The 24,575-nt window shown below is 65.3% G+C and carries 23 protein-coding genes and 1 pseudogene; 15 read left to right on the forward strand and 9 right to left on the reverse strand.

Annotated features, from left to right (window positions below; genetic code table 11):
- Positions 1 to 13 precede the first annotated feature (13 nt).
- A complete protein-coding gene (locus WI560_RS13710; protein WP_375308835.1) occupies positions 14 to 1,063 on the forward strand; it encodes a polysaccharide deacetylase in 1,050 nt (349 codons plus the stop codon).
- Here WI560_RS13710 and WI560_RS13715 read toward each other — a convergent pair.
- Positions 1,047 to 1,268, reverse strand: coding sequence for a DUF2842 domain-containing protein (locus WI560_RS13715; protein WP_028136024.1), 222 nt, complete (start codon positions 1,266 to 1,268; stop codon positions 1,047 to 1,049). The genes WI560_RS13710 and WI560_RS13715 overlap by 17 nt on opposite strands.
- A 96-nt stretch (positions 1,269 to 1,364) precedes the next feature.
- On the opposite strand from WI560_RS13715, the gene WI560_RS13720 reads away from it, so the two are divergent.
- Positions 1,365 to 2,447, forward strand: a complete 1,083-nt coding sequence (locus WI560_RS13720; protein WP_375308423.1) for a COX15/CtaA family protein — start codon at positions 1,365 to 1,367, stop codon at positions 2,445 to 2,447.
- A 17-nt stretch (positions 2,448 to 2,464) separates the two neighbouring features.
- Here WI560_RS13720 and WI560_RS13725 read toward each other — a convergent pair whose 3' ends face one another.
- The 4 genes and pseudogenes from WI560_RS13725 to WI560_RS13740 form a co-directional block, all read right to left on the reverse strand.
- Positions 2,465 to 2,800 (reverse strand): hypothetical protein, encoded by a 336-nt coding sequence (locus tag WI560_RS13725; RefSeq protein WP_375308424.1) that lies wholly within the window; start codon positions 2,798 to 2,800, stop codon positions 2,465 to 2,467.
- Positions 2,801 to 3,008: 208 nt separating this feature from the next.
- Positions 3,009 to 4,288: pseudogene (locus WI560_RS13730) on the reverse strand (O-acetylhomoserine aminocarboxypropyltransferase).
- 138 nt (positions 4,289 to 4,426) lie between these two features.
- Positions 4,427 to 5,011 (reverse strand): CoA-binding protein, encoded by a 585-nt coding sequence (locus WI560_RS13735; RefSeq protein ID WP_375308425.1) that lies wholly within the window; start codon positions 5,009 to 5,011, stop codon positions 4,427 to 4,429.
- Between the two features lie 105 nt (positions 5,012 to 5,116).
- Complete coding sequence (locus WI560_RS13740) at positions 5,117 to 5,941, reverse strand: enoyl-CoA hydratase (protein WP_375308426.1); 825 nt, start codon at positions 5,939 to 5,941, stop codon at positions 5,117 to 5,119.
- A gap of 85 nt (positions 5,942 to 6,026) precedes the next feature.
- On the opposite strand from WI560_RS13740, the gene WI560_RS13745 reads away from it, so the two are divergent.
- The 6 genes from WI560_RS13745 (at position 6,027) to WI560_RS13770 (ending at position 9,706) form a co-directional block, all read left to right on the forward strand.
- Entirely contained in the window at positions 6,027 to 6,455 is a 429-nt protein-coding gene (locus WI560_RS13745) for a PaaI family thioesterase (RefSeq protein WP_028136030.1), read from the forward strand.
- A gap of 157 nt (positions 6,456 to 6,612) precedes the next feature.
- A complete protein-coding gene (rplM, locus tag WI560_RS13750) occupies positions 6,613 to 7,077 on the forward strand; it encodes a 50S ribosomal protein L13 (RefSeq protein WP_011087726.1) in 465 nt (154 codons plus the stop codon).
- 1 nt (position 7,078) lies between these two features.
- Positions 7,079 to 7,558, forward strand: a complete 480-nt coding sequence (gene rpsI, locus WI560_RS13755; RefSeq protein WP_028136031.1) for a 30S ribosomal protein S9 — start codon at positions 7,079 to 7,081, stop codon at positions 7,556 to 7,558.
- Positions 7,559 to 7,787: 229 nt separating this feature from the next.
- Positions 7,788 to 9,008 (forward strand): diguanylate cyclase, encoded by a 1,221-nt coding sequence (locus WI560_RS13760; RefSeq protein ID WP_375308427.1) that lies wholly within the window; start codon positions 7,788 to 7,790, stop codon positions 9,006 to 9,008.
- Between the two features lie 59 nt (positions 9,009 to 9,067).
- Positions 9,068 to 9,307 (forward strand): hypothetical protein, encoded by a 240-nt coding sequence (locus WI560_RS13765; RefSeq protein WP_135165392.1) that lies wholly within the window; start codon positions 9,068 to 9,070, stop codon positions 9,305 to 9,307.
- Positions 9,308 to 9,409: 102 nt separating this feature from the next.
- A complete protein-coding gene (locus tag WI560_RS13770; RefSeq protein ID WP_257180059.1) occupies positions 9,410 to 9,706 on the forward strand; it encodes an antibiotic biosynthesis monooxygenase in 297 nt (98 codons plus the stop codon).
- Positions 9,707 to 9,734: 28 nt separating this feature from the next.
- Here WI560_RS13770 and WI560_RS13775 read toward each other — a convergent pair whose 3' ends face one another.
- Complete coding sequence (locus WI560_RS13775) at positions 9,735 to 10,874, reverse strand: AI-2E family transporter (protein WP_375308428.1); 1,140 nt, start codon at positions 10,872 to 10,874, stop codon at positions 9,735 to 9,737.
- Positions 10,875 to 11,225: 351 nt separating this feature from the next.
- On the opposite strand from WI560_RS13775, the gene WI560_RS13780 reads away from it, so the two are divergent.
- The 6 genes from WI560_RS13780 to WI560_RS13805 all read left to right on the forward strand — a co-directional run bounded on the left by WI560_RS13780 (position 11,226) and on the right by WI560_RS13805 (position 18,119).
- Positions 11,226 to 11,876: a class I SAM-dependent methyltransferase gene (locus WI560_RS13780; protein WP_375308429.1), complete on the forward strand. Its 651-nt coding sequence runs from the start codon at positions 11,226 to 11,228 to the stop codon at positions 11,874 to 11,876.
- Positions 11,873 to 12,739, forward strand: a complete 867-nt coding sequence (locus WI560_RS13785) for a glycosyltransferase family 2 protein (protein ID WP_375308430.1) — start codon at positions 11,873 to 11,875, stop codon at positions 12,737 to 12,739. Before WI560_RS13780 ends, WI560_RS13785 begins: the two co-directional genes overlap by 4 nt.
- Positions 12,740 to 12,761: 22 nt before the next feature.
- The gene (asnB, locus tag WI560_RS13790; protein ID WP_375308431.1) at positions 12,762 to 14,672 is read left to right on the forward strand and encodes an asparagine synthase (glutamine-hydrolyzing); all 1,911 of its coding nucleotides are present in this window, start codon (positions 12,762 to 12,764) and stop codon (positions 14,670 to 14,672) included.
- Positions 14,673 to 14,688: 16 nt separating this feature from the next.
- Positions 14,689 to 15,492 carry a class I SAM-dependent methyltransferase gene (locus tag WI560_RS13795; RefSeq protein ID WP_375308432.1) on the forward strand — a complete coding sequence of 268 codons (804 nt, stop codon included), beginning with the start codon at positions 14,689 to 14,691 and terminating at the stop codon, positions 15,490 to 15,492.
- A 143-nt stretch (positions 15,493 to 15,635) separates the two neighbouring features.
- Complete coding sequence (locus tag WI560_RS13800; RefSeq protein WP_375308433.1) at positions 15,636 to 17,255, forward strand: hypothetical protein; 1,620 nt, start codon at positions 15,636 to 15,638, stop codon at positions 17,253 to 17,255.
- Between the two features lie 90 nt (positions 17,256 to 17,345).
- A complete protein-coding gene (locus WI560_RS13805; protein ID WP_375308434.1) occupies positions 17,346 to 18,119 on the forward strand; it encodes a gamma-glutamyl-gamma-aminobutyrate hydrolase family protein in 774 nt (257 codons plus the stop codon).
- 1,277 nt (positions 18,120 to 19,396) lie between these two features.
- Here the strand turns inward: WI560_RS13805 and glnA are convergent.
- Both glnA and WI560_RS13815 read right to left on the reverse strand, forming a co-directional pair.
- Positions 19,397 to 20,806: a type I glutamate--ammonia ligase gene (glnA, locus tag WI560_RS13810; RefSeq protein WP_375160577.1), complete on the reverse strand. Its 1,410-nt coding sequence runs from the start codon at positions 20,804 to 20,806 to the stop codon at positions 19,397 to 19,399.
- Positions 20,807 to 20,957: 151 nt separating this feature from the next.
- Entirely contained in the window at positions 20,958 to 21,296 is a 339-nt protein-coding gene (locus WI560_RS13815) for a P-II family nitrogen regulator (RefSeq protein WP_007603495.1), read from the reverse strand.
- Between the two features lie 379 nt (positions 21,297 to 21,675).
- Between WI560_RS13815 and WI560_RS13820 the strand changes: the two genes are divergently transcribed.
- The gene (locus WI560_RS13820) at positions 21,676 to 23,175 is read left to right on the forward strand and encodes an NAD(P)H-hydrate dehydratase (RefSeq protein ID WP_375308435.1); all 1,500 of its coding nucleotides are present in this window, start codon (positions 21,676 to 21,678) and stop codon (positions 23,173 to 23,175) included.
- A 4-nt stretch (positions 23,176 to 23,179) separates the two neighbouring features.
- Here the strand turns inward: WI560_RS13820 and WI560_RS13825 are convergent, their stop codons facing one another.
- Positions 23,180 to 24,484 carry a multicopper oxidase family protein gene (locus tag WI560_RS13825; RefSeq protein WP_375308436.1) on the reverse strand — a complete coding sequence of 435 codons (1,305 nt, stop codon included), beginning with the start codon at positions 24,482 to 24,484 and terminating at the stop codon, positions 23,180 to 23,182.
- Between the last annotated feature and the right edge of the window lie 91 nt (positions 24,485 to 24,575).

Consider the following 24,575-nt stretch of genomic DNA (forward strand, 5'->3'; position numbering starts at 1 on the left):
AAGGATGGGGATATTGGCCTCCGACGGCAGATGGCTGGAACGGCTGCGCCTCGAGCTGGCCTGGTTCACGGGCCGGGCCGCGCTGGGCAGCCGCGGTGCCGGCGCCATCCTGCGCTTTGAACGGGTGCGGCCGCGGCGGCGCGGCGGGTTTCAGCCGCTGCGCGCGCACGAGGTCACGCCGCAATTTCTCGATCGCGCCATTGGCGCGCTGAAGCGCTGGGGTTACGATTTTCTCGGCATGGACGAGGTCTGCCGGCGCGCCGTGACGTTGCCGGAGCCGCGGCGCTTCGTGGCGCTCACCTTCGACGGCGCGCCCAAGGATCTCATCGAATTCGCCTATCCGGTGCTGGCACATCACGCGGTGCCCTTCACGATCTACGTACCCACGGCGTTTCCCGACGGCGTCGGACAGGCGTGGTGGCTCGGGCTCGAACAGGTGATCGCGCGCGAGAGCCGCATCAGCCTCATGATGGGCGAGAAGGAGCAGCGCTTCGTCGTCACCGATCCCGCCGAGAAGCAGGCGCTGTTCTCGCATATCGAGAGCTGGTTGCGCTCGCTGCCGCCGGCGGATCTGGCGGCGGCGATCGCCGATCTCTGCACGCGCTACCGGATCGATCTTGCCGCACTCTCGCGCGAGGCGTCGATGGATTGGGAGGATCTGGCGAAGCTCGCTGCCGATCCGCTCGTCACGATCGGCAGCGCGACCGTGAACTATCCCGTTCTCGCCAACATGAAGGACGGTGCGGCGCTGCGGGAGATGACGATGGGCAAGGCCGTTGCGGAAGCGGCCTTCGGCCGCGAGATCGGGCATTTCGCCTTTCCGTTCGGCGATCGCGCCTCGTTCCGGCGCAGTCATGTCATCATGGCGGAGGAGGCCGGCTTCGTCAGCGCAGTGTCGACCATCCCGGGCATCGTGGATGCGGAGGGCCGGACCAATTTGCGCGCGCTGCCGCGGATCGCCTGGGACGGCCGTGTGCGCTCGCTACGCATGTTGCGCGTCCTGGTGTCGGGTGCTGCCTTTGCGCCGGTGAAACCGACCGCCAGCGCTACCGGCCAGACTTGACGCGGTCGGGACGCTGCATCCAGCTCACGATCGGCATCGCCGGCAGCACCCAGCCGATCCCGACGACCACGTAGTAGATCGCCTGCCGCCAGCCGGATTCGGCGATCCACGGCATCTGCGCCGCGGCCATGCCGAGCAGGGCCCAGACCGTGGCCAGCACCAGGAGCAGGATGGCGCCGAGGAACTTGCGAGTGCGGATCGTCATGACGTGAGCTTGCCGTTGTCGCGTAACTTGCGCTGCGGGAGCGGGGGACTATAAGGGGCACGCAGTCCGGTTCAAGCCCTGGTTTCAACCCCTGACATGACGACGAATCCCGTTCCAGACAATCCGCATCGCGCCGTGCGCTGGTGGCTGATCTCCGTCGCCGCGCTGATCGCGTTGATGGTGCTGGTGGGCGGTGCGACGCGGCTGACGGAATCCGGCCTTTCGATCGTCGAGTGGAAGCCGGTCACCGGCAGCGTGCCGCCGCTGTCGGAGGCGCAGTGGGCCGAGGCGTTCGAGGCCTACAAGAAGATCCCGCAATATCGCGAGCTCAATGCCGGCATGAGCCTGTCCGAGTTCAAGGAGATCTTCTGGTGGGAGTGGAGCCACCGCTTGCTCGGCCGCTTCATCGGCGTCGCCTATCTGTTGCCGTTCCTGTTCTTCCTGTGGCGCGGCGGTCTGTCCGGTGAGTTGAAGCGCCGGCTGTGGCTGCTGTTCGCGCTCGGCGGGCTCCAGGGCGCGGTGGGCTGGTGGATGGTCGCCTCGGGCCTGACGGGCCGCACCGAGGTGTCGCAATATCGGCTGGCGACGCATCTGCTGCTCGCGCTCGCGATCTTCGCCGGCATCGTCTGGACGGTGCGGCGGCTCGAGCAGCGGCCGCAGATCGCAGCACCGGCGCGGCTGCGGTTCACGAGCGTGCTGCTGCTGGTCGTCACGTTGGTGCAGATCTATTTCGGGGCGCTGGTCGCAGGCTTGCGCGCCGGGCGCGCCTACAACACCTGGCCGCAGATCGACGGCGCGTTCATTCCTTCGGCCGAGCGGCTGTGGTTCGAGACGCCGTGGTGGCGCAACATGTTCGACAATGTCCTGACGGTGCAGTTCGAGCACCGCATGACCGCCTATGCGCTGTTCGTGCTGGCGTTGCTGCACGCAATCGACGCCGTGCGCTCGCGCGCAGGCGCGGCCGCGGGCGGTGCACTGTGGCTGCTCGCCGCGGTGAGCGTGCAGGCGGTGCTCGGCATCCTCACGCTGCTCAACCAGGTGCCGATCGACCTTGCGCTGTCGCACCAGGCGGTCGCGATCGCAGTGCTCGCTCTTGCGGTGATGCAGGTGGAACGGCTCGCCTGGCGCCAGCAGAGCCACGCGCAGCCGCGCGCGGTTCCGCTCGGTCAGGCCGGCTGATCACATCGGCCGGCTGATCAGCAATAGCCGTACACGCCGCACGCATAGGGCAGGCGCCAGAAATAGTCGACCTGCTTCCCGCCATAATACGCGCCCTGATAGTCGTAGCTCCAGGGACGGCCGTAATAGCCGGGCAGCGTGTGGGAGCCGGGCAGGAGCGGGGTGCCCGGCAGGTTGCGGATGTAGCTGCCGATGCCATAGGCCGGCGAGATCAGTGCGTCCGGGTCGGTCTCGACATAGACCTGCGGCGGCGGCGCGGCGGCCCGCCGCTTCGGATTGGCCGGCAAGTCGGCGGCAAGCGCGCCTGAAACCGTCAGCATCGCCGCAAGAGCAGGTACCATCCAGCGCAGCATCGTCGGCTCCGAATCAAAGGGGCAAAGGCGATGTATGGGGCAGATATGGTTAATGACTGTTAACTGACGGTGACCAAAGCCAACGTCATTCCGGGGCGGTGCGAAGCACCGAACCCGGAATCTCGAGATTGGGCTTCGATGTCGAGGTTCCCCGGTGCGCAATTGCGCACCTGAGGTTCGCGCTTCGCGCGCCGCGGAACGACAGCGACTACGCCCCCAGCGCCTGCTCCAGATCCGCGATCAGATCTTCCTTGTCCTCGATGCCGACCGAGAGCCGCACCACATCGGGGCCGGCGCCGGACTTGGTCTTGGCGGCGTCGTCGAGCTGGCTGTGCGTGGTCGAGGCGGGGTGGATCACCAGCGAGCGGGTGTCGCCGACATTGGCGAGGTGCGAGAACAGCTGCAGCTTTGACACCAGATTGACGCCGGCGTCATAGCCGCCCTTCAGCTGAAGGTGAACACGGCGCCCGCGCCCTTCGGCGCGTATTTGCGGGCGAGCCGGTGGTACTTGTCGCTCGGCAGGCCCGCATAATTGACCGAGGCCACAGCCGGATGTCCCGCGAGGAATTCGGCGACCGCTTTGGCATTGTCGCAGTGCTTCTGCATGCGCAGCGGCAAGGTCTCGATGCCGGTCAGGATCATGAAGGCATTGAAGGGCGAGAGCGCGGGGCCGAGATCGCGCAGGCCGAGCACGCGGCAGGCGATCGCGAAGGCGAAATTGCCGAAGGTCTCCTGCAGGCGGATGCCGTGATATTCGGGCCGCGGCTCCGACAGCATCGGATATTTGCCGCCGGTGGACCAGTCGAAGGTGCCGGCGTCGACGATGATGCCGCCGAGCGAATTGCCGTGGCCGCCCAGGAATTTCGTCAGCGAGTGCACGACGATGTCGGCGCCGTGGTCGATCGGGCGGATCAGATAGGGCGAGGCCAGCGTGTTGTCGACGATCAGCGGCACGCCCGCCTTGCGCGCCACCGTCGAGATCGCCTCGATGTCGGTGATGCTGCCGGCGGGATTGGCGATGGATTCGATGAAGATCGCTTTGGTGCGCGGCGTCACCGCGCGCTCGAAGCTTTCGATGTCGTCGGGATCGGCCCACACCACGTTCCAGCCGAAGCTCTTGAAGGCGTGCGTGAACTGGTTGATCGAGCCGCCATAGAGCTTTCGCGCGGCGATGAACTCGTCGCCGGGCTGCAGCAATTGTTGCAGCACCACGACCTGCGCGGCATGGCCCGAGGCCACCGCCAGCGCGGCCGTGCCGCCTTCGAGCGCGGCGACACGCTCTTCCAGCACGGCATTGGTGGGATTGCCGATGCGGGTATAGATGTTGCCGAAGGCCTGCAGGCCGAACAGCGAGGCGGCGTGGTCGGCGTCGTTGAAGACGAACGAGGTGGTTTGATAAATCGGGGTCGCGCGCGCGCCGGTGGTGGGGTCGGGCTGTGCACCGGCATGCACGGCGAGAGTTGAAAATCCCGGAAGGCGATCGCTCATTGAGGGCGTCCTGTTCTTGTGGCCTGAAATCGCGCGGCATGCTGATGGGCGCCGCGCTCGCCGTCAAGGCGCCACGTCAGTTCGGAATGATCTTGCTACGCATTGCCGCGTTCGCGAAACGAATCCGTCGCGATTGCGTCAGCTCTGCTCGCTCTTGTTCTTGGCGGCCCGATCGGATGCCGCGGTGTCGCCGCCGCCGACGCTGATCCGATTGAGGGAGAGCCGCATGCCTTGCGTCGGTGCCGGCGCGCGCTTGGAGCTCAGCGTGCGCGAATTCACGCCCATCCAGGATATCTCGGACGACAAGCGGCCATATTCGATCTTGGGGCAGCGATTCATCACCACCTTGATACCGACCGATTCCGCCTTCGCCGCCGCGGCATCGTCCCGCGCGCCGAGCTGCATCCAGATCACCTTCGGCAGCGGATCGAGCGTGAGCGCCTCCTCGACCACGGGCATGATGTGGCTGGAGTTGCGAAAGATGTCGATCATGTCGATGGGACGCCCGATGTCCGAGAGCGAGGCGACAAAGGGTTTTCCGAGCAGCTCCTTGCCGACATGGCCCGGATTGACCGGGATCATGTCGTAGCCGCGCTGCGCCAGATATTTGAACGCGAAATAGCTCGGCCGCACGTTGACCGGCGAGGCGCCGACCATCGCGATTGACTTCACGCCGTTGAGGATGCCGCGGATGTAATTGTCGGGATAGGAGTCGTGGTTCATCGGATCTTCTTTGTTGCTGTCATTGCGAGGAGCGAAGCGACCAAGCAATCCAGTGTCACTGCGGAGGAATTCTGGATTGCTTTGCTGCGCTCGCAATGACGTATTCTATTCATCCCGCCATGTCGGCGTGCGCTTCTCGATGAAGGCGCCGATGCCTTCCTCGGCGTCGCGGGCCATCATGTTCTCGGTCATCACCTCTGCCGCATAGCGATAGGCGTCCGCAAGGCTCATCTCGGCCTGGCGGTAGAACGCCTCCTTGCCGAGCTTGACGGTGTAGGCGGATTTCAGCGCGACCTGTTGCGCGAGCTCGATCGCGGCACCGAGTTCGGTACCGGCGGGCACCACGCGGTTGACGAGGCCGATCTCGCGGGCCCGCTCGGCCGTGACGGGCTCGCCTGTCAGCAGCATCTCCATGGCCTGCTTGCGCGGGACATTGCGCGACAGCGCCACCATCGGCGTCGAGCAGAACAGGCCGATATCGACGCCGGGCGTGGCGAACTTCGCGTCCTCCGATGCGATCGCAAGATCGCAGCTGGCAACCAGCTGGCAGCCGGCCGCGGTCGCGATGCCCTGGACGGCCGCGACCACGGGCTTAGGCAGATGCACGATGGCCTGCATCATGGCGCTGCAGGCATTCATCATCTCGGCGAAGAAGGCGCGGCCGCGATCGGGATCGGTGCGGCGCGCGGTGAGCTCCTTCATGTCGTGGCCGGCCGAGAAGGCGGAACCGGTGGCGGCGATCACGACGCCGCGGACGGCCCTGTCGTTGCGGATATCGTCGAGCTGCGCATGTAGGCTGGCGATCATCGCGGCCGACAGGCTGTTGCGCGCGGCCGGGCGGTTCAGCGTCAGGACCGCGATGGGACCTGCGCTCTCGCGTAGCAGGATCGGCGGTTGCGGGGAGGGGGCGCGGGCGGCCTGGACGGACATCGAAGCGTTTCCGTTGGATTATTGCATTTGAATGACGCAGATAACTTAATGTAACAGGACAAGTGAAGCGAGGGTGGGGAACAGCATGGCGTTAGCGAAATTGAGCGTGGCAGAGGTCGAGCAGTTCCTCCGTCTCGAGTTTCCCCAGGCCTTCAGTGGCGACGACATCACCATCGAAAGCGCGGACGGCCAGACCTGCCTCTTGCGGCAGCGTTACAGCGAAAGGATGCTGCGGCCCGGCGGCACCGTGTCCGGTCCGACGCTGATGGCGCTGGCCGATTTCGCCATGTACGTGGTGCTGCTGTCCGCGATCGGGCCGGTCGGGCTCGCCGTGACCACCAATCTCAACATCAACTTCCTGCGCAAGGGCCAGCCCGGCCAGGACGTGCTGGCCGAGGCGCGGCTGCTGAAGCTCGGCAAGCGGCTGGCGGTCGGGGAGGTCAAGCTGTTGTCCGGCACCTCGCCCGATCCGATCGCCCATGTCACCTCGACCTATTCCATTCCAAATGTTTGAGCTTTTTGCAGGTAATATGGCACCATATTTATAACAGATTGATATTACACGAGTAATTTACGTCGCTTGGCATTGACCGTGGCGCGTCTCTTCTCTAGAACCCGCGCAGTCCGGTGCGGTGTTCGCGCCGATGCTCCCCGTCCACGGAAACTCTGACATGAAAACCTTTTCGGCAAAGCCGGCTGAGGTGACGAAGAAGTGGGTGCTGATCGACGCCAAGGGTCTGGTCGTCGGCCGTCTCGCCACCATCGTCGCCATGCGCCTGCGCGGCAAGCACCTCCCGACCTACACCCCGCACGTCGATTGCGGCGACAACGTCATCATCATCAACGCGCAGCATGCGGTCCTCACCGGTCGCAAGCGCGAGCAGAAGACCTACTACAAGCACACCGGCTATGTCGGCCACGTCAAGGAGCGCACCGCGCGCCAGATCCTCGAGGGCAAGCATCCCGAGCGCGTGCTCGAGAAGGCCGTCGAGCGCATGATTCCGCGTGGCCCGCTCGGTCGCGTGCAGATGGGCAACCTGCGTGTCTACGGCGGGGCCGATCATCCGCACGAGGCGCAGCAGCCCGAGAAGATCGACATCGCCAAGTTGAACCGCAAGAACACGAGGGCCGCATAACATGGCCGAATCCATCCAGTCGCTCGACCAGCTCTCGCAGCTCAAGACGGCGGCCGCGCCCGACGCGCCCAAGCACGAGAAGAAGGTCGACAAGTTCAATCGCGCCTATGCCACCGGCAAGCGCAAGGACGCGGTCGCCCGCGTGTGGATCAAGCCGGGCGCCGGCAAGGTCACCGTCAATTCGCGCGAGGTCGAGGTCTATTTCGCCCGTCCCGTGCTGCGGATGATGATCGAGCAGCCGTTCTCCGTGGCCCAGCGTTCGGGCCAGTACGACGTGATCTGCACCGTCGCCGGCGGCGGCCTGTCCGGCCAGGCCGGCGCGGTCCGTCACGGCATCTCCAAGGCGCTCACCTATTTCGAGCCGGAGCTGCGCGGCGTGCTCAAGAAGGGCGGCTTCCTGACCCGCGACTCCCGCGTGGTCGAGCGCAAGAAGTACGGCAAGGCCAAGGCCCGCCGCTCCTTCCAGTTCTCGAAGCGTTAATCGCTTCTGCCGCATTCGCCGCGAAAGCGGCTTCAATGAGATGCAAAAGGGCGCTGATTCCAGCGCCCTTTTTGCTGTTCGTTTGTATGCAAATTGATGGCGTGTTTCCGGAAAACTTGGCCTCCCGCGAAAACCTGAATGGAACTCGCCAGACCTAGCGTCGCCTTCGGAAGGGCGCGCAAATCGGATGTGCCGATCGCGCAACTGCTATGATCTAAAGGGGGCCGACATGATGTCGCTCGATAGCATCACGCTCTATTTGGTCGCCACCATGGTCGCCGCATTGCTCGGCGCGATGATGGTGTTTTTCGGCAGGCAGGAAAACAGCCCTGCACTGAAATGGTGGGGCACCGCCTATCTGCTCGGTGCCGCATCCGTCGCGCTATGGACCGCCGCCGGCGACAGGCTCGGCCCGCATCTTTACCTTGCGCTGAATGCCGCCGGCTTCGTCGCCTGCGGCATGGTGTGGAACGCAGCGCGCGTCTTCCACGGCCGCAAGCCGAACTGGCCGGGCCTCGTGCTCGGCGCGCTCGCCTGGGTCGCCGCCGTGACATTGCTGGATCCCGCGGCATCCATGCTGCGCATGATCGTCGGTGCCGGCATCGTCTCGGTCTATGCGGCGCTGACCGCCAGCGAGCTCTGGACCGAACGGCGCAAGAGCCTGCAACGACGCTGGCCGGCCCTCGTGATGCCGGTGATGCACGGCTGCGTGTTGATGCTGCCGATCCTGATCGGCAGCTTCCTGCGCCCGAACGATGCGGGCTTCTCCGGCAGCATCTGGGTCACCGTATTCGCGGTCGAGCTCATCCTCTATGCCGTCGGCACCGTCTTCGTGATCTTCATGCTGGTGTCCGAGCGCACGGTGACCGCGCACCGGACCGCGGCTTCCACCGATCCGCTGACCGGCATGCTGAACCGCCGCGGCTTCTCCGAGGCCTGCGGCCGCGTCATCGAGCGCGAGGCCAAGGCCGGGCGCCCCGTGACCGTGATGATCTTCGACATCGATCACTTCAAGTCGATCAACGACCGCTTCGGCCATCCCGCCGGCGACGAGATGCTGAAGCTGTTCTCGACCGTCGTCGTCAGCAATCTCCGCATCACCGACCTGTCGGGCCGCATCGGCGGCGAGGAATTCGCAGCGCTCTTGCCGTGCTCGCTGGAAGAGGGCGTGCTGGTCGCCGAGCGCGTGCGCGAGGCGTTCGAGACCTCCGGCGTCGTGGTCGATGAGGGGCCGGTCGATACCACCGTCAGCATCGGCGTTGCCGGCGGGCCCGCCGGCACCGAGCTCGAGGTGCTGCTGGCGTCCGCCGACACCGCGCTCTACCAGGCCAAGCGCGGCGGCCGTAACCGTGTCGAGGCGGCGGAGGAGCTGCCGTTGTCGCTGGAGAACTGGCGCCGCCAGAGCGCCGCGCGGATCGGCGCATCGCAGGCGCGGCCGGTCACCGCCTGAGACGAGGGCGGCGCTGCGGGTAATGCTCTGTTTACCATTCGATCCCTACCATTGCGGTCATGGAATCGATCCGCCGACAGAACCCGCAAGCCGCCCTGATGTCGCTCGAAGCCGCCGCGGCCTCGGCGCGCAGCGGTTTCGCCTGCCTGTTCTCGACCGCGGACGAATACGAAAGCGCGCTGATCAGCGAGCGCCGCGCGCAGGGGCGCTACACGCAGAGCCGCCGCAGCACTTGGCCGCTCGCGCTGTTCGTCGGTTGCGCCCTCATCGTGGCGGGCACGGTCCTGCTGCTCGTCTGAGAGATCTGCATTTTTGGACCGACCAGGGCGCCGCTTCGGCGCCTTTTTCTTTTTCGTCGGCTGCGGTAGACACGCCCATCGAGCAAAAAAGGGTGGAAACCGATGATCACCGAGATCGCGCAAATCGACGTCAAGCCGGGCAGCGAGAAGGACTTCGAGGCCGCCGTCGCCAAGGCCAAGGCCGCTTTCGGCCGCTCCAAGGGCTTTCACGGCTTCGAATTGCACAAATCGATCGAGAAGCCGCAGCGCTACCGGCTGATGGTCAAGTGGGCGACCTTGGAAAACCACACCGTCGATTTCCGCGGCTCGGAGAATTTCGCCGAATGGCGCGGCCTCGTCGGCCAGTATTTTGCCTCGCCCCCGGAGGTCGAGCACACCGAGACCGTGCTGACGAGCTAAGCGACGAGCTAAGCTGAGTGAGGCGGCCTCACGCCGCCTCCATCAGCGGCGGCGCCTCATAGGTCTTGAAATGGTCGATCATGACCTTGGCGATGGCGACCAGCGGCAGCGCCAGGGCCAGGCCCCAGATTCCGAACACGACGCCGAGCAGGATCTGGAACGCGAACAGCGTGGCCGGCGGGATGTCTAGCGCCTGCCGCTGCAGGATCGGCGTCAGCACATAGCTCTCCATGGCGTGCACGCCCATGAAGAGCAGAAAGGCCGACAGTGCCGGAATCCAGCCCGAGGCGAGGCTTGCCAGCACCACGATGACGCCGGCGATGATGGCCCCGACGGTCGGGATGAAGGCGAGCAGGCCGGCCTGAATCCCCAGGATGAACGAGCCGGGGATGCCGATGAGGGCCAATCCGACCCAGGTCACCACGCCGACCGCGAGCATGACGATGATCTGCGCGATCAGCCAGCGCTCGAGGGTCTCGGCGATGCGGTCGATGACGAGGGTGACGCGGGTGCGGTGCCTGGCCGGCGCCAGGAACAAGAGACCGTCGTGATAGGCCGCAGGCTGAGCGGCGAAGGCGAAGCCCAGGAACAGCACGATGAAGATGTTGCCGACACCGTGGATGGTGCCGAGCAGCAGCTTGAAGGTCTGGCTCACGATCGCGCCGCCGCTGGAGGCCAGCGCCCCCGCGCCGGGCAAGGCACTGCGCGGGGGCGTCGCCGGCGAGGGGCTCGTCTCCACCGGCGGACTGACCGCGGACTCGGCTCCGCCGTTGCCGAGATCGAAGAAGCTGGTGTCGAAGCCGTGGCTGTCCAGGAACGACCTGACATTGGCGAGCTGCGACTTGAGGGTCTTGCTCAGCAGCGAAGCCTGCTCGGCAATGGTGGCGCCGCCGAGATAGGCGACGCCGGCGAGCATCAGGGCCAGCGCGGTGCAGACGATGGCGAGCCGCACAGCATGCGGCAGAGGCACGCGGCGGCCGAGCGCGATCGTCAGCGCGTTGAGGCCGAGACCGAGCAGCATGCCTGTGAAGATCAGCAGCAAGGTGGCGGCGAAATACCAGGTGAAGGCGAGCAGCGCGGTGAACAGCACGACGCCGATGCCCCCGACCGAGACCGCCCAGGCGAGATCGCCGCGGGAAAGGGAGCGTCCGTCTGCGGGTCTCGTCACGTCACGTCTTCCTTCTGGTTTCTGGCCTTGCGCCATGCCTGGGATGATCGACCGGGGCAGGGATTTGCCGGAAGAGCGCCCGGGAGCCAAGCGTTTTTGTGGAACCAAAGTCAAGGCGCCCGCTGGGCCACCGGCACGAAGTGTTCGGCGCGGATCATTTCGAACGATCAACCTGGGCGCGATGTGGAGGCCGAACGCCCTTGAGAAACAGGCCTCGTCCTGCTAATTCGCCTGTAGGAAAGGGCAGGTTTCATGGTCCAGATCTCTCGTCCGCTTCGGCCTGTCCCGATCGACGCGCTCAAGACTGGGGCCGATACCTATTCGAGCGCGATTGCGGACGCGCAGAACTACATGAACTGGGTCATCGACCAGTTCCGCCCTTATCTGCGGGGACAAATTGTCGAAGTCGGATTTGGTCACGGGCACTACAGCAAGGCGCTGGGTGAGCTCGGGGATTATTGCGGCGTGGACCACGACCGTGACAGCGTCGAGCAGGCCACGCGGCAGATGCCCGGCCGCAAGTTTGCCGTGTGCGATATCCTGGTCCGGGATCAGTTGCGGTCGCTGTTTCCTGAAGGCGTCGATGCGGTCTTCACCATCAACGTGCTCGAGCACATCGAGGACGACGCGACCGCGATTGCCAACCTGGTCGATGTGCTGAAGCCGGGAGGTCATCTCCTGATCAGCGTGCCGGCCCTGATGCTGCTCTACAATGATCTCGATCGCCTGGCGGGACACTGCCGTCGCTACACCACGACGCGTCTGGCCGATCTGCTGAAGGATCAGCCGGTCGAGCTCGTCCGGCTGAGCTATTTCAATCCCATCGGCGGATTGGGCTGGCTTGCCAATCGCCTGAAGCGGCATCACTCGCTCAACGACGACGCCGTGAACGGGCAGATTGCATTGTTCGACAAATACATTGTGCCGCTATCGCGGGCGCTCGATCCGCTTTCGCGAAGTTTCTTCGGGCAATCCGTTACCTGTATTGCACGTCGCTTATGATTTCAGTCATTATTCCCGCGCTCAACGAGCGCAACGGCATCGTTGAAACCATCGAACGGGGCAGGGCGGCTCTCGAGGGCGCTCAACTCACCCCCTACGAAATCGTCATCGTCGACGACGGGTCGGTCGATGGCACCGGTGCGCTCGCCGAACAGGCGGGCGCCAAGGTGATCAGGCATCCCCACAACATCGGCTATGGCCGCTCGCTGAAGGACGGAATTCGCGCCGCGTCCTACGACACGATCGTCATCAGCGACGCGGACGGCTCCTACCCGATGGAGGCGATCCCCGGACTTGTCGCCCGTTACAAGCAGGGTTTCGACATGGTCGTCGGCGCCCGGACCGGGCCCAATTACCGTGAGTCGATGTTGAAGTCGCCGTTGCGCGCAATCCTGAAGGCGATCGTCGAATTCACCGCCAACCGCGACATTCCCGACATCAATTCCGGCCTTCGCGTGTTCGACAGAAAGGTTGCCATCTCCTATTTCGAGCATGTCAGCGACCTCTTCAGCTTCACGACGTCGCTGACCCTTGCCTACATGATGAACGCGAAGTTCGTCGACTATGTCGAGATCGATTACAAGGAACGGATCGGTCGTTCCAAGGTGAACCTGTTCCGCGACTCCATCCGGACCTTGCAATACGTCCTGGAGGCCTGCACCTATTACAATCCGCTGAAGATATTCGTGCTGCTGGCGATGATGTGCACGGCGCTCGCGGTGGTCTCCCTGATCGGCGGCATCGCGCTGCAGCTCGTCAGTGCCTTCGTCCTGGGCGTCGGCGCGATCCTGCTCAGCATCCTCGTCGTCGCCATGGGGCTGCTCGCGGTGCTTCTGAAGCAGATCATGAATCAGCGGCCATGACCTCCCTCGGCAGGGGAACGCAATGTGCGGCGTAGCCGGCATCTTTCATCGTGACGGCCGCGCAGCAGATCCGCGCGCGGTTGCGGCGATGTCGGCTGCGCTGGTCCATCGCGGTCCGGACGGCGAGGGCTCCTGGCTGGAAGGACCCGTCGGCCTGGCCCACCGCCGGCTCGCCATCCGCGATCTCTCCGATGGCGGCCATCAGCCGATGCTCGATGCCTCCGGCCGCATCGTCGTCACCTATAACGGCGAGATCTACAACGACCGCGAGCTGCGCAGCGAGCTCGAGCGATCCTTCGGCTTCCGCTTTCGCAGCAGCTGCGACACCGAAATCCTTCCCTACGCCTACCTCGCCTGGGGCGAAGCGATGTTCGAGCGGCTCGAAGGCTTTTTCGCCATCGGCCTGTGGGATCGCCGGGAACGTCGCCTGATCCTTGCGCGCGACGGCATCGGGATCAAGCCGCTGCATTATTTCGAGAGCGACGGCAGCGTGCTGTTTGCCAGCGAGATCAAGGGAATCACCGCCAGTGGCGAGGTCGCGGCGCGGATCGATCCCGTCGCGCTCCACACCTATCTCGCCGCGGGCCACACCGGAACGCGGCAGAGCCTGTTTCAGGACATCAAGCAGGTCCCGTCCGGCACGGCGATCGTTTTCACCGAGCGGGAGCGAACCGAGCGGCGCTTCTGGCGGCCGGTGCGCGCGCCGGAGATCGATGACCTCGACGAAGCGGTCGTCCGACTGCAATCGACCATCGAGACGGTGGTGAAGAGCCAGATGGTGAGCGACGTGCCGCTCGCCGTGCTCCAGAGCGGAGGCATCGACAGCTCGCTGATCAGCCTCACGCTCGGACGGCTCGGCTTGAAGCCGCCGTTGTTCACGGCAGGCTTCAGCGAGAAGAGCCATGACGAAACGTCGGTCGCGCGGCAGATCGCCGCCGCCGCCGGCCTGCCGCTCAACGTCATCGATGGCGAAGCGGGCGAGGGGGCCGAGGCTGCGCTGCGGGCCGTGGTCTATCATTTCGACGGCCAATGCGCCGATACCGGCGCGCTCGGCTTCTATCACCTCGCCGGTGCGGTCCGGCGGCATTCCACCGTGGTGCTCTCGGGCGACGGCGGCGACGAGTTCTTTGCGGGATACGAAACCTACGCCGCGACCATGATGGCTGAGGGCGCGCGTCACCTGGTGCCGCGCCGCGTCGCAGGCCTGACCGGGCGCCTTGCCTATGCGTCCGTGCGCGGCAACGAGAAGCGGCTTCCGGCAGCTGCGCAACTTGCCCGCTTCGCGCTCGGTCTCGGCGACGGCGGCAGCAGCCCGCATCTGCAATGGCGGCGGCTCGTTCCCCGGTTTCTCGCCGAGAGAATCTATGACCGCGGGATGGCCGATCTTGCATCGACCGACCCGTTTGCGGAATACGCCGAGTATTATGCGGAGCCGCACGAGAAGGTGCTGGATCGGGCGCTGATCGCTGACCAGCGCTTCCACCTCCAGAGCGTTCTCACCAAGGTCGATGCCATGAGCATGGCGCATGGTCTCGAGGTGCGCGTTCCGATCCTCGACCGGCGGGTCATGGACCTCGCCGGCAGGCTCGATGTCTCGCTGCTCAATCCCTGGCCCAAGGGCGCGCCGAAATACGTGTTGCGCAAGCTGGCCGAGCGCCTGGGCATGCCGGCCGAGGCCGCATGGTCGCGCAAGCGCGGCTTCAACGTGCCGATCGCGCAATTGATGCGGCGCGGCGGATTGCGGCCGATCTGCGAACGGGTGCTCGACCGCGAAGCTGACGTCTTCGCGCCCTTGATGAAGCCGGACGCAATCCGGCAGCTGTGGAACGCGCATCGCGAAGCCAGCAGCGACAACGCATTTGCGCTCTGGCCGATCCTGACGCTGGGCATCTGGTTGACGGGGCTGGCAGCGCCGGCGCCGCGCCAGGCATGAGCGGCTAGGTGGACGCATGCCGGACCTGAAGGATCAGACGATCAGCGATTTTGGCGAGCAGTGGACCGCCTTCCGCGACAATCCCGGCTATTACGGCTCGGCCGATCTCCTTGCCGATCTGTTCGGTCCGCTGCTCGCCCTCGAAGATGTCGCGGGCAAGCGGATCGCCGACATCGGAAGCGGTACCGGACGCATCGTCAACATGCTGCTCGATGCGGGGGCGGCCCGCGTCGTTGCGGTCGAGCCGTCCGAAGCCATGCTGGTCCTGAAGGACAATACGGCGGCGCGAGCCGACCGCATCGAGTATTTGCGGGCACCAGGCGACCGGCTGCCGCCCGATCTCGGGCTCGACTACGTGGTTTCGATGGGGGTCCTGCATCACATCCCCGAACCGGCCCCCGTGGTTCGCGCCGCATTCGCGGCCCTGCGTCCGGGAGGACGCTGCATCGTCTGGCTCTATGGCTACGAAGGCAACGAGACCTACCTGTCGCTCGCGATCCCGCTGCGCAAGCTCACGGTCCTGCTGCCGCACCGGGTGCTCGTGGTGCTGTCCCACGGTCTCGAATGGGCACTCACGGCCTATATCGGGCTGTGCCGGATCGTGCCGCTGCCGATGCGGTCCTACATGCGCTCGGTGCTTGCGAAGTTTCCCCGCAGCGTCCGCCGCTTGACCATCTACGACCAGCTCAATCCTGCTTACGCAAAATATTATACCCGCGCCGAGGCAGAAGCGCTGTTGTCGGATGGCGGATTTGGTGACGTCAGGCTCTACCACCGCCACGGCTATAGCTGGACGGTGTCCGGCACCCGCCCGGCGTGATCTGATCTTCCCGGCGCGGGGCCGCTGCCGCCTTCGCGCCGCCAGTGCATTTGGAGAATCGATTTGCCTGCTAGCGACATCGGAGGTGAGTGGGGGCCAAGTCGGAGGTGGCAGGCGCTCCTCGCTCGGGCGAGCCGTATCACGTGGCTCGGGATCTGGATCTGGGCGATCGGTCTTGCCCTGATGGTTCATCTGGCGTTTCTGGTGGCCTGGCCGGATCATTCGTCCACGAGGACAGCGACGCCTATCTGGACGAAGCGCAGGCCATTCTGAACGGCCATTACATCGATAATACCGGGAAACGGCCGTACGGCCTGGCGGTGTTCCTGGTGCTGCTGTCCAAGCTGTTCGGGCCGCATATCGTGGTCTTCGTCATCGTCCAGCATCTGATGAGCATCGGCACGGCTCTTCTCGTCGCCGCGACGGTGCGCTTTGCCGGTGCGCCCCGGATCCTGTCGGTCCTGGCCTTTCTGATCGCCGCGCTCTATGGGCGCACGGTTCACTACGACAACACGATCGGCGCCGAGAGCATCTCGAACTTTCTGGTCAGCCTTGCGGCCTTCCTCGCCGCAGGCATCGCCTTCAGGAAGTGGTCGCCATTTGTCGCCGCAGCGGCGCTCGGGGCAAGCCTGGGAGCCGTCATGACGTGCCGGTCGGCCGCGGTCGGACAAGCTGCGATCATCCTGCTCTGGTTGATCGTGGTGCTGGATGCCGGATGGCTCCGCCGACTGAGCGTGGTCGCGCTGGCAGGCGGCCTCGCCACGGCCGTGTACCTGATCCCCACGGCGGTCAATTACGCGATTGGAAAACGTCCGGCCGGCAGCGAAAGCGTGGCGGTGATGGCATTCGTGGTCGGCTATTCCGGCGACTTCGATCACGGGGTCCATCTCGACCGGAAAGCCAAGGCGCGGGCCTACGTCGAGCGGATGCGGGCGCTGGATACGCCCACCGGCTGGTCCGACATAGTGGTCTATCAATGGCCCTTCGGCGCCCTGGAGGAGCTGAAGAAGCCGGACGACAGCCCGGAAGAATTCGAGAAGGTGGTTCGCGACATTTTCATCGAGACGCTGACGACACCGTCGACGCTGTACCGGCACATCAGCAGACATTTTCTGCGCGAAATGTACTTCCTGCTGTTTGACGGCAATGGCGCGGCGCGGCGCGCCGTCAATCCGCAGGGCTACGAATTCTTCGTGCGCCGGGACGCCTATCCCATGTTTGGAAGCCCGACCGGGCTCAAATATCGGCGGCTGATCTACGACTATTACAAGCCCCACTGGCGGCTCGAGCGGTGGCTCTTGCCGTCGCCGGACCATGTGCAGGTGAAACTGGACCGTCTCCTGACGTTCGGCTACCAGCCGCGGCCGGATCTGGCCGATCTCTGGTACGGGCTGACCATATCGAGCGAGTACGATGAGCTTCCGGGACCGATCCGCTGGGTGTCCGCGGCAACCCTGATCCTCGCTTTCGTCCTGTTTGCAGGGGCCATCGGCGCCCGCCTCGGATTCTTGAGCCCGCTCCCCCCTGGTCTGGTCGCCGGCGGCAGCCTGATGATCCTGCTCGCACTCGTCAGCCTCGCGTTTCCGGCGTTTCTGGTCTACGGCTTCAACCGCTACGCCTACTATGCCGTCCCGTTTCTGGGCGGCGCGAGCGCCATTCTGGGGGCGGTTCTGTTTGACCGGATCCGGCTTTTCGTCGCTGGAGCGTGGAAGCATCTGCGAGGCGGCCGGGCGGCCGGGGCGGCGGCATTTGCGCGAAAATAGCATTGCCGTCCCGCGATCCCTTCGGTTGAATTTGTTCCATCCGGGGGGCATGTTACGGGAATCTTCTGACTGAGAGGCGCGGAACGACAGATGAGAAAGCCGGTCGTCGGCGTGATCGGGAACGCCCATCGCGTCGAAAATCGATTTCAGGTCCAGATGGTGGGCGAGCGAAACTTGCGCGCCGTGGCCGAGGTCTCCGGCGGCTTGCCGGTGATGTTCGCGGGCTCGCCCGACATCACCGATATCGCGGCACTGCTCGACACGGTGGACGGCATCATCCTCACCGGCGCCCGGGCCAACGTGCACCCGACCCGCTTCAACGTCGACCCCTGCGAGAAGCACGAGCCCTACGACATCCACCGCGACGAGGTGGCGCTGGCTCTTTCCGTCGCCTGCGTATCCCGCGGCATCCCGCTGTTCGGCATCTGCCGCGGCCTGCAGGAGATGAACGTCGCCTTCGGCGGCTCGCTGCATCCCGAGATCCGCGAAATTCCCGGCCGCATGAACCATCGCATGCCCCGGCTCGAGAACGGCGAGATCCATCCCGATCCGACCGTGGTGTTCGCCGACCGCCACGATGTCGACCTGACGCCGGGCGGGGCGTTCGCGAGGATTCTCGGTTGCGAGAAGATCAGGGTCAATTCGCTGCACGGCCAGGGCATCCTCGATCCCGGCAAGCGCGTGCTGATCGAGGGCGTCGCCGAGGACGGCACCATCGAGGCGATCCGGATCGCGGACGCCCCGAGCTTCGCGCTCGGCGTGCAATGGCACGCCGAATACGATCCCCAGCACAATCCGATCAACCGCAAGCTGTTCGAGGCGTTCGGCGAGGCGCTGGTCGCGCGGCAGAAGGCGGCGGCGTAGGGCGGCGGCGCGTGTGCCGGACAAGCTGCAACGCGCATAGCGTGTCGAAGACGCGCGTGAACGCGCTTTTTGCGTTGCGGCGCAGAGCCGCGACCCAGCGCTCCGGATTCCGTCGTGGCATGGGCCCGGCTCTGCAGCGCACCGTCGAAGAGACGCTGCGCTGCGTCCGGGGCACGAGAGAGGTTTTTGGCGCATAGCTGCATCAAATTCGTCATTGCGAGCCAAGCGAAGCAATCCAGAATCTTTCCGCGGAAGGATTCTGGATTGCTTCGTCGCAAGGGCTCCTCGCAATGACGGAGCATGAACGGTCCGCGTCCTCGAACTTTCAGCTCGACTGTAGACATGCCTCTTCAGTCTCGCGGCGCGTTTCGCCCGAGCCTTGCAGGTCGTTCGCGCTCTTTGAAGGCCAAGGGGCGCAGGGAAGGCCGGGCGCCGGCGGCACCCGCAGGTCCGTTGGCGTAAGAACGCACACGGGGTGGACCACAGGTGTGCCGGTCGCCCGGCCTTCCCTGCGCGGATGGCTTTAACGGTGTCCTTCGTGCTCTCCTCCTCGGGGAGCGTTGCACTATTGCCCCCGTCGCCTTGCGGCTGATCGATGCGCGCGCCGGTTGGCCGCCGCATCACCGCGAGACTTGACGCCAGAACCCCGGGCGTCGGGACCACACGACTTCTCCGTCCGCGGACGATCCTGCCTCAGCATCTGGGGCCCGATGTGCGCGCCCCCGACCATCAACAGAAGCGCTGTGACCGCGCCGTGTCGTAGCGTGCCGCGCATGACTCAACGGTCGCCCGTCCCTGTCACCGCCTGTCGCGCCGGCGCTACCGCGTCCACCGCACCCCAACCCGCATCTCGTGACGATCGCGAAGCGCCCCTCTGGCAGGGTCGGGATGGGCGATCTATGCCACAAATCCGAAATTCGGGAAAGTGGAATATTTTTGGCTGAGGGGCTTGACCGGGGTGTTTTGCCCGACGCCTCGCTCTCGAAGCGTATCGCCCGATCTTCATGCCAAATCTCGCACGAGATAAACTAATCGGTAGGAATTGGTCCGCCCTGATTTTTGCGGCTCTGATTTGTTCTTTGAGAACGAAGTGGAGTCAGATGCAGAACGAAAGCTGACGCGTCCCAGACGCAAGCTGCACGGCCGCGACGCAGACGAAGCGCAGGCGCGCCAGCCGAGCGTCCGGCTTCAGCTTGTGCCTGAGTTCAATGTCGCTGAAACGAAAAGGCGCTCCCTTTCGGAAGCGCCTTTTGCTTGTTGCGGACAGTTCGGGCCGCTTAGCCCGAATAGTACATCTCGAACTCGACCGGGTGCGGGGTCATTTCGAAGCGGGCGACCTCGGTCATCTTCAGCTCGATATAGGCGTCGATGAAGTCGTCGTCGAAAACGCCGCCGGCCTTGAGGAAGCCGCGGTCCTTGTCGAGGTTCTCGAGCGCCTCACGGAGCGAGCCGCACACCGTCGGGATCTGCTTCAGCTCTTCCTTCGGCAGGTCGTAGAGGTCCTTGTCCATCGCCGGACCCGGATCGATCTTGTTCTTGATGCCGTCGAGGCCGGCCATCAGCATCGCGGCGAAGCCGAGATAGGGATTGGCCATCGGATCGGGGAAGCGCACCTCGACGCGCTTGGCCTTCGGCGAAGCGGTGTAGGGGATGCGGCAGGAGGCCGAGCGGTTGCGCGCGGAATAGGCGAGCAGCACGGGGGCCTCATAGCCCGGGACCAGACGCTTGTAGGAGTTGGTCGAGGGATTGGTGAAGGCGTTGATCGCCTTGGCATGCTTGATGATGCCGCCGATGTAGTGCAGGCAGGTCTCCGACAGGTCGGCGTACTTGTTGCCGGCGAACACCGGCTTGCCGTCCTTCCAGATCGACTGGTGCACGTGCATGCCCGAGCCGTTGTCGCCGAAGATCGGCTTCGGCATGAAGGTGGCGGTCTTGCCGTAGATGTGCGCGACCTGGTGGATGCAGTACTTGTAGATCTGCATGTGGTCGGCCATCAGCGTCAGCGTGTCGAACTTCATGCCGAGCTCGTGCTGGGCGGAAGCGACCTCGTGGTGATGCTTCTCGACCTTGACGCCCATCTTGGCCATGGCGCCGAGCATTTCGGAGCGCATGTCCTGCACCGAATCCTGCGGCGGGACGGGGAAGTAGCCGCCCTTGGTGCGGATGCGGTGGCCGAGATTGCCGCCTTCATATTCGGTGTCGGAATTGGTCGGCAGCTCCGAGGAGTCGAGCCGGAAACCGGTCTTGTAGGGGTCGGCCGAATAGCGCACGTCGTCGAACACGAAGAACTCGGCTTCGGGGCCGACGAACACGCTGTCGCCCACGCCCATCGACTTCACCATGGCTTCCGCCTTCTTGGCGATGCCGCGGGGGTCGCGGTTGTAGGGCTCGCCGGTGGTCGGCTCGAGCACGTCGCAGGTGATGACCATGGTGGTCTCGGCGAAGAACGGGTCGATCGTCGCGGTGACCGGGTCGGGCATCAGGCACATGTCGGACTCGTTGATCGCCTTCCAGCCGGCGATCGAGGAGCCGTCGAACATCGTCCCTTCAGCGAAGATGTCTTCGTCGATCATGCTGACGTCGAACGTCACGTGCTGCCACTTGCCGCGCGGATCGGTGAAGCGCAGGTCGACGTACTTGACGTCGTTGTCCTTGATCGATTTCAGGACGTCTTTGGCGGTCTTCATGCATACCCCTTTTGGCTCTGCGGGTCGGTTTCCAGATGAGCAAAATTGTTCTCGCTCGGGCGAGTTTTGCGCGACCGCACAAACGAAATCAGGCCGCCGAAGCAGCCTTCATTCTAGTCGGAGTGTCGCAAAATTCGGGATAGCACCCGGCTCAGATAGCGTCCAGCCCGGATTCGCCGGTTCGGATGCGGATCGCCTCTTCGATATTGGAGACGAAGATCTTACCGTCGCCAATGCGCCCGGTTTGCGCGGCGCGGCGGATCGCGTCGATGGCGCGCTCGACCAGATCGTCGCCGATCACGATCTCGATCTTCACCTTGGGCAGGAAGTCGACGATGTATTCTGCGCCGCGGTACAGCTCGGCGTGCCCCTTCTGCCGGCCAAAGCCCTTGGCCTCGGTCACGGTGATGCCCTGAAGGCCGACTTCCTGCAGCGCTTCCTTCACCTCGTCGAGCTTGAATGGCTTGATGATGGCTTCGATTTTCTTCACTGCGCGCCTCCGGCCTTTCGATCAAATCGCAACGTCTTCGTCAGGATGCGCTTCTCTAACGCACGATCTTGTCTTCGCTATGCCGGAAGTCCTGACCTGTCCGGCACCAACGGCCGGCGACACCCTGAAAATGCCAGTGAGCACGACGAACCGAAGCGGCTTCCTCGAAAGCAGGGTCTATGCCAAGTTGCAAATGCCCTGATTATTGGAGCGTTATCAGCCTTTTAACGAGCATCTCTGAATGGTGGCGCCGACTTGCACAAAATACCGAAGACTACGAAATAGGCAAACGGTTCAATATGTGTGCAGATCGTTGTTCCCCACGTCGCATCCGCGCCGAAGATGCCTGCTGAAAAGGCGATTGTACTAGGGAAGTGGCATGGAAGTTCTGACCAACGCCGAAATGCAGCGGGCGGACCAGCTCACCATCGCGGCCGGCACGCCCGGTTTCAAGCTGATGCTGAGCGCGGGCCAGGCGGTCGCCGAGGCCGCCCAGGCGCTGGTGGAGGAGGGGCCGATCCTGATCGTGGCCGGGCCCGGCAACAATGGCGGTGACGGCTTTGTCGCAGCCGCCGAGCTCGCCGCCCAGGGGCGCGAGGTCTCGGTGATCCCGATGTGCGAGCGCGACCAGCTCCAGGGCGATGCGGCCTCCGCCGCGCGCGGCTGGAAGCACCCGGTGCTCCCGTTCAATCCGCAGGCGATCGGAAGGCCTGCGCTGATCATCGATGCGCTGTTCGGTGCGGGCCTCAGCCGTCCCGTCGATGGCGAGGCGCGCGCGATGATCGAGGCGATCAACGCCAACGGTGCCCCGGTGCTTGCGGTCGACCTGCCGAGCGGCATCAACGGCACCAGCGCGGCCGTAATGGGCGCTGCGGTGAACGCCACCGAGACCGTCACCTTCTTCCGCAAGAAGCCGGCGCATTTGCTGCTGCCGGGCCGGATGCATTGCGGCCGCGTGCGCGTCGCCGACATCGGCATCGACGCGCAGGTGCTGGACGAGATCGCGCCGCAGACCTTCGAGAACGATCCGGAGGTCTGGGGCGCCGCCTTTCCGCTGCCGCGCATCGACGGCCACAAATACGCGCGCGGGCACGTGCTGGCAGTCTCCGGCGATGCGGCCGCGACCGGGGCCGCGCGGCTCGCCGCGCGCGGCGCGCTGCGGGCAGGGGCGGGCCTGGTGACGCTGGCGAGCCCGCGCGATGCGCTCGCGATCAACGCGGCGGCGCTGACTGCAGTGATGGTTCGCCCCGTCGACACCGTCGTCGAATTCGGCGAGCTGCTCGCCGACAAGCGCTACGGCACCTGCATCATCGGTCCCGGGGCGGGCATCGGCGAGCGCACCTGCGATCTCGTCCACACCGCGCTGAGCGCGCAGCGTCATCTGGTGCTCGATGCCGATGCGCTGACCAGCTTTGCCGCGACCCCCGAGCGCCTGTTCGAATCGATCAAATCCTCACAGGACAACGCGGTGGTGCTGACGCCGCACGAAGGCGAGTTTCCACGCCTGTTCTCGGACCTCAGCAACAAGTTCCCGGGCCGTTCCAAGCTGGAGCGGGTGCGCGCCGCCGCCGAGCGGTCCGGCGCCGTCGTGCTGCTGAAGGGGCCCGACACCACGATCGCCGCTCCCGACGGCCGCGCCACCATCGCCGCCAACGCGCCGCCCTGGCTCGCCACCGCCGGCGCCGGTGACGTGCTGTCCGGCATCATCGCAGGGCTGCTGGCCCAGGGCGTGCCGGCGTTCGAGGCCGCCAGCATCGGCGTCTGGATGCATGGCGAGGCGGCAAGCGAAGCCGGGCCGGGACTGATCGCGGAGGATCTCACCGAGACGCTGCCGGCGGTGCACCGGCGAATCTATTCCGCGCTGGGGGTGGAGTACTGAGCGGTTACTCCACCGCGTACCAGCGCACCAGCCGCGGCGCGGCCCAGTCGGTGGCGACGGATTCGAGCAACCATCGGCCGGGCGCGGTTGCCGCGAAGGCGACGCGCTCGGTCTTGCCGGGCTCGATCGCGAGCGTGTCGAGCCAGTAGGGCTTCCAGCCGTCGTCGAGCCTGTCGAGCAGGCGGAAGGGGTGGCCGTGCAGGTGGAACACGGTGGTGACTGAGCCGGGGTTGCTCAGGGCCAGCACGACGGTGCGGCCGGTCCTGGCCCGGAAGGCGGGTGCGGAGGCCGTGGAGAGATTTGCCGGCCGGGCCCAGCCGGCATTGGGGGCGCCGGGCGCGACATCGAACCGCAGGGCGCCTTTCAGATCGAGCTTCTCGGGCAGGTCGTTCGGAGCGAGCGGCTGCGGCGGCGCCAGCGGAACGCGCCGCGCCAGCTGGTCGGCGATCTTGAGGCTGCCGACCCGGTGCGCCGTCTTGCCGTCGTGCAGCAGGAACTGGGCGGGTGCGGCCATATCCACGACGGCGTCGGCGCGTGCGCCGGGCGCCAGAACCAGGGCGCCGTTGCGCGCCGAAAACGGCTCGGCGGGCTGTCCGTCCAAGGCCAGCACGCGGACGTCGTGGTTTTCCAGTTTGATAGCCAGAACAGTGCGTTGCGAGCCGTTGATAAAGCGTAGCCGCAGCCGTTGGTGGACCTGGGCTGAGAGTTCGAATGAAGTCTGACCATTGATCGTATAGGCCGGCGTCGCGTCCTTCGGGTCCTGGCCCGGCGGGACGGCGGTGCCATCGGGGCGCAGGCGCCATTCCTCGATCAAGAGCACCTCGTCACGGTCGACGACGGCCGGGCTGGTCTCGGCCGCGACGATCGGAAGCGGGCGTGCCGGCTGCTTCAAGCCGTCCTCGAACAGGCGGAAGTCGGCCAGCAAGGTCCCGGCATGAGGTATTGAAATAATTGATGTTTCGACCGCGTTGGGGGGCGCGGGCGCGCGTCCTCGCAGCGGATCGGCCGGAACGGGACCATTGAGCCCGTACCAGACTGGCGCAAGCGGCACAGCAAGGTCGTTTCGAAACACCACCTCGCAGCGGTCGCCGCGCTTGAGCCGGACGTTCCGGAGATGGCTGACGGCGGCGAGCTCCCAGACCGGTGTGGCCGGCTGGCCCGGTCTGAGAGCCAGCGTTGACGCCCTTGCCTGGAGGGCAAGCTGGGCAGTCACTGGCGGGGTTGCTCCGCCCGCGATCAAAGCGGCCGCGGAGGCGCCAAGCCCGGCCAGAACCTCGCGCCGATTGGGGTCGAAGATCCGCGGTTTCATGCGGCAATCCGGACCACGCCGCGCTGGATAAGTCCAGCCATCGTGCCTACTTGAAGCCTGCCTCCATCAGACCATTTTTTTGCTGCGAACA

Origin of the sequence: Bradyrhizobium sp. A11 (assembly GCF_042077125.1) — a bacterium.
GTDB classification, from domain to species: domain Bacteria; phylum Pseudomonadota; class Alphaproteobacteria; order Rhizobiales; family Xanthobacteraceae; genus Bradyrhizobium; species Bradyrhizobium japonicum_B.

Coding starts and splice junctions, on each gene's coding strand:
- WI560_RS13715 (WP_028136024.1), bottom strand. CDS start 1,268: ATGACGATCCGCACTCGCAAGTTCCTCGGCGCCATCCTGCTCCTGGTG.
- WI560_RS13720 (WP_375308423.1), top strand. CDS start 1,365: ATGACGACGAATCCCGTTCCAGACAATCCGCATCGCGCCGTGCGCTGG.
- WI560_RS13725 (WP_375308424.1), bottom strand. CDS start 2,800: ATGCTGCGCTGGATGGTACCTGCTCTTGCGGCGATGCTGACGGTTTCA.
- WI560_RS13735 (WP_375308425.1), bottom strand. CDS start 5,011: ATGAACCACGACTCCTATCCCGACAATTACATCCGCGGCATCCTCAAC.
- WI560_RS13740 (WP_375308426.1), bottom strand. CDS start 5,941: ATGTCCGTCCAGGCCGCCCGCGCCCCCTCCCCGCAACCGCCGATCCTG.
- WI560_RS13745 (WP_028136030.1), top strand. CDS start 6,027: ATGGCGTTAGCGAAATTGAGCGTGGCAGAGGTCGAGCAGTTCCTCCGT.
- rplM (WP_011087726.1), top strand. CDS start 6,613: ATGAAAACCTTTTCGGCAAAGCCGGCTGAGGTGACGAAGAAGTGGGTG.
- rpsI (WP_028136031.1), top strand. CDS start 7,079: ATGGCCGAATCCATCCAGTCGCTCGACCAGCTCTCGCAGCTCAAGACG.
- WI560_RS13760 (WP_375308427.1), top strand. CDS start 7,788: ATGATGTCGCTCGATAGCATCACGCTCTATTTGGTCGCCACCATGGTC.
- WI560_RS13765 (WP_135165392.1), top strand. CDS start 9,068: ATGGAATCGATCCGCCGACAGAACCCGCAAGCCGCCCTGATGTCGCTC.
- WI560_RS13770 (WP_257180059.1), top strand. CDS start 9,410: ATGATCACCGAGATCGCGCAAATCGACGTCAAGCCGGGCAGCGAGAAG.
- WI560_RS13780 (WP_375308429.1), top strand. CDS start 11,226: ATGAACTGGGTCATCGACCAGTTCCGCCCTTATCTGCGGGGACAAATT.
- WI560_RS13785 (WP_375308430.1), top strand. CDS start 11,873: ATGATTTCAGTCATTATTCCCGCGCTCAACGAGCGCAACGGCATCGTT.
- asnB (WP_375308431.1), top strand. CDS start 12,762: ATGTGCGGCGTAGCCGGCATCTTTCATCGTGACGGCCGCGCAGCAGAT.
- WI560_RS13795 (WP_375308432.1), top strand. CDS start 14,689: ATGCCGGACCTGAAGGATCAGACGATCAGCGATTTTGGCGAGCAGTGG.
- WI560_RS13805 (WP_375308434.1), top strand. CDS start 17,346: ATGAGAAAGCCGGTCGTCGGCGTGATCGGGAACGCCCATCGCGTCGAA.
- glnA (WP_375160577.1), bottom strand. CDS start 20,806: ATGAAGACCGCCAAAGACGTCCTGAAATCGATCAAGGACAACGACGTC.
- WI560_RS13820 (WP_375308435.1), top strand. CDS start 21,676: ATGGAAGTTCTGACCAACGCCGAAATGCAGCGGGCGGACCAGCTCACC.
- WI560_RS13825 (WP_375308436.1), bottom strand. CDS start 24,484: ATGAAACCGCGGATCTTCGACCCCAATCGGCGCGAGGTTCTGGCCGGG.